The 2,908-nt window shown below is 71.6% G+C and carries 5 protein-coding genes; all 5 read left to right on the top strand.

Annotation, left to right across the window (positions count from 1 at the left end; all coding sequences use genetic code 11):
* On the top strand, positions 1-522 hold a 522-nt coding region (locus AC1D01_RS28050), incomplete at its 5' end, for a DNA-3-methyladenine glycosylase family protein (protein WP_477872250.1).
* Positions 519-1,070 carry a methylated-DNA--[protein]-cysteine S-methyltransferase gene (locus AC1D01_RS28045; protein WP_477872248.1) on the top strand — a complete coding sequence of 184 codons (552 nt, stop codon included), beginning with the start codon at positions 519-521 and terminating at the stop codon, positions 1,068-1,070. The genes AC1D01_RS28050 and AC1D01_RS28045, both read left to right, overlap by 4 nt.
* Entirely contained in the window at positions 1,067-1,960 is an 894-nt protein-coding gene (locus AC1D01_RS28040; RefSeq protein ID WP_477872246.1) for a DMT family transporter, read from the top strand. Before AC1D01_RS28045 ends, AC1D01_RS28040 begins: the two co-directional genes overlap by 4 nt.
* Positions 1,961-2,024: 64 nt before the next feature.
* Entirely contained in the window at positions 2,025-2,384 is a 360-nt protein-coding gene (locus AC1D01_RS28035; RefSeq protein ID WP_477872244.1) for a helix-turn-helix domain-containing protein, read from the top strand.
* Positions 2,381-2,908 (top strand): HipA N-terminal domain-containing protein (locus AC1D01_RS28030; RefSeq protein WP_477872242.1); only part of this gene is annotated, 528 nt, incomplete at its 3' end. The genes AC1D01_RS28035 and AC1D01_RS28030, both read left to right, overlap by 4 nt.

Below are 2,908 nucleotides of genomic sequence, written 5' to 3'. Positions count from 1 at the left end.
GTGCTCGGCCAGCAGGTCACGGTGGCAGCGGCGCGCACGCTGGCGCGGCGGCTGATCGAGCGCTTCGGCGAGCCGGTCACGACGCCGTGGGATGACGCGGCGCGCTGCTTCCCGTCGCCGGCCGCGCTGGCTGCAGCGCCGTTGGAGCGCATCGCCGAGCTCGGCATCATCCGCAGCCGCGTCGGGGCGATCCAGGCGCTCGCGAATGCCTGGCCCGAGCTGACCCGCCTGCTCGCGCTGCCCCACCAGCCCGAGGCGCTGATGACGGCGCTGGCCGAGCTGCCCGGCATCGGCCCGTGGACGGCACACTATCTCGCGATGCGCGCACTCGGCTGGCCCGACGCCTTCCCGCCGAAGGACGTCGCGGTGCTGAACGCGATGAAAGCCCTGTTCGGCACGCAGAACCAGCGCGAGGCCGATGCCCGCGCCGAGGCCTGGCGGCCGTGGCGCTCGTATGCGGTGCTTCGGTTGTGGAACAGCCTGGCGCCCCTGCCCCCTTCACCTTCAGGAGAAACACCATGAACACCTCCAGCACGCTCAACCGCCGCCTGCAGGCCGTCTGCACGGCGCAGGCCGCGTTCGATTCCCCGCTCGGCACGATGCTGCTCGCGCGCACCGCGAACGGCGTGGCCGGCATGTGGTTCGACGGACAGAAGGCGCATCCGGGCGAACTGCCCACCGTGCCGCACGACCCCGACGACCCGCTGCTGAAAGAGGCGGCGCAGCAGCTGCGCGACTACTTTGCCGGCCGGCGCACGCAGTTCGAGCTGCCGCTGGACCTGCAGGGCACGCCGTTCCAGCAGATCGTCTGGCAGGCGCTGCTGCGCATCCCGGCCGGCGGCACCTGCACCTATGCAGCCATCGCGCGCGAGGTCGGCGCGCCGCAGGCGGTGCGAGCGGTCGGTGCGGCGGTCGGGCGCAACCCGGTGTCGGTGATCGTGCCGTGCCACCGCGTGCTCGRCCACGACGGCAGCCTCACCGGCTATGCCGGCGGCCTGCACCGCAAGCAGGCGCTGCTGCAGCTTGAAGGCGTCGACGGGGTCACGGGCCTGAGCGAGGCCACGTCTTGAAGCGCGCCGACGGGATCGAGCTGACGGGGCTCGCCGCGATCTGGGGCGCGTCCTTCCTTTTCATGCGCATGGGCGCGGCCGAGTTCGGCCCGGTCGCGCTCGCCGCCGTGCGCGTCTGGGGCGCCACGCTGTTCCTGCTGCCGCTGCTGATGCTGCGCCGCCAGGGCGGTGCGCTGCGCACCCACTGGCGGCCGATCTTCGTGGTCGGCCTGACGAACTCGGCCCTGCCCTTCCTGTGCTTCAGCTACGCCGCGCTGTCGATCACGGCCGGGCTGTCGTCGATCTTCAACGCGGCCACGCCCTTGTTCGGCGCGCTGATCGCCTGGGGCTGGCTGCGCGACAAGCTCACACCCGCGCGCACGCTGGGCCTGGCGATCGGCTTCCTCGGCGTGCTGTGGCTCGCGTGGGACAAGGCGAGCTTCAAGCCCGGTGCGAGCAGCGGCTGGGCGGTGCTCGCGTGCCTGGCGGCGACGCTGCTGTACGGCTTCTCCGGCAGCTTCACGAAACGCTTCCTCACCGGCGTGCCGCCGCTCGCGGTCGCCACCGGCAGCCAGCTGTCGTCGGCGCTGGTGCTGGCGGTGCCAGCGCTCGTGTGGTGGCCCGCGGCGATGCCGTCGGCCACGGCCTGGTCGGCGGCCGCGCTGCTGGCGGTCGGCTGCACCGGCGTCGCGTACATCCTGTTCTTCCGGCTGATCGCCCACATCGGGCCGGCGAACGCGCTGTCGGTCACCTTCCTGATCCCGGTGTTCGCGGTGCTGTGGGGCTGGCTGTTCCTGCACGAAGGCCTGACGACGCAGATGCTGCTGGGCTGCGCGGTGATCCTGCTCGGCACCAGCCTGACGACCGGCGTACTGAAGCCGCCTGCCTGGTTTTCCAGACATCCCGCCTGATTTGCATGGTTTTCCAGTCAATGTATAGTAAAGCAGTCATTCTGAACAAAATGATTGCTTTGCCATGCAAATCGATGTTTCCCTGCCGGCCCAGCTGAAGGCCTTGCGCCGCGCCGGTGGCCGCTCGCTGGTGAGCCTGGCCGAGCGCACCGGCTTGAGCCGGCTCACGGTGGCCGCGGCCGAGGGCCAGGCCGATGCGCGGCTGTCGACGCTGACGGCGCTGTTCGACGAGCTCGGCTACGTGCTGGTGCCGGTGCCCAAGCCGCTGCTGGCCGAGACGGTCGCGTTCATCGCCAACCAGGGGCAGTCGGTGTCGCTGCCGGCGGGCGTCAGCGCGCCGCTCGGCGTGGGGCAGCAGGCGTTCCGGTATCGGGTCGGGGAGGACGCCCAGACCGACATCGACGATGACGAGGCCCCTGCGTGAGCCACGGCGACCCGATCACGATGGCCGAGCTGCGGCTGCACGTGCCCGATGCGGCGCAGCCGCGGCGCATCGGCTGGCTCTCGCAGGTCGGCGACAACATCCGCGTCTCGTTCGACGACGCCTATGTCGGCGACTCGGCGCGGCCGACGCTGTCGCAGCTGTACCGCGGTGCCGACGAGGCGCAGACGCGCGCGATCCTGGGTGCCGTCAACGACGAGCGCCTGGTGCGCATCGGCCGGCTGCCGGTGTTCTTCGAGAACATGCTGCCCGAGGGCCACAACCGCGACCGGCTGGCCGAGCGGCGCGGTGTCGAGCGCGACGACGAGCTCGAGCTGCTGGCTGCGGCCGGGCACGACCTGCCCGGCGCGCTGGAGGTGCTGCCGGCGCACGAGGTGCCGACCGGCGTGGTCGAGCTGCATGCGACGAAGCGGCTCGAGCCGCTGGAGCCGTCGGCGGTGGCGGCGCCGGTCGAAGACGGTTTCTCGCTCGGCGGCTTCGTCACGAAGTTCTCGATGGTGCACCGC

It is taken from the genome of Rhizobacter sp. P3_B12 (genome assembly GCF_056402895.1).
This window is presented reverse-complemented; position numbering and strand designations above follow the sequence as displayed.

Bases quoted from the DNA above. Each gene is read 5' to 3' on its own strand.
- AC1D01_RS28035 (WP_477872244.1), top strand. From the start codon at position 2,025: ATGCAAATCGATGTTTCCCTGCCGGCCCAGCTGAAGGCCTTGCGCCGC.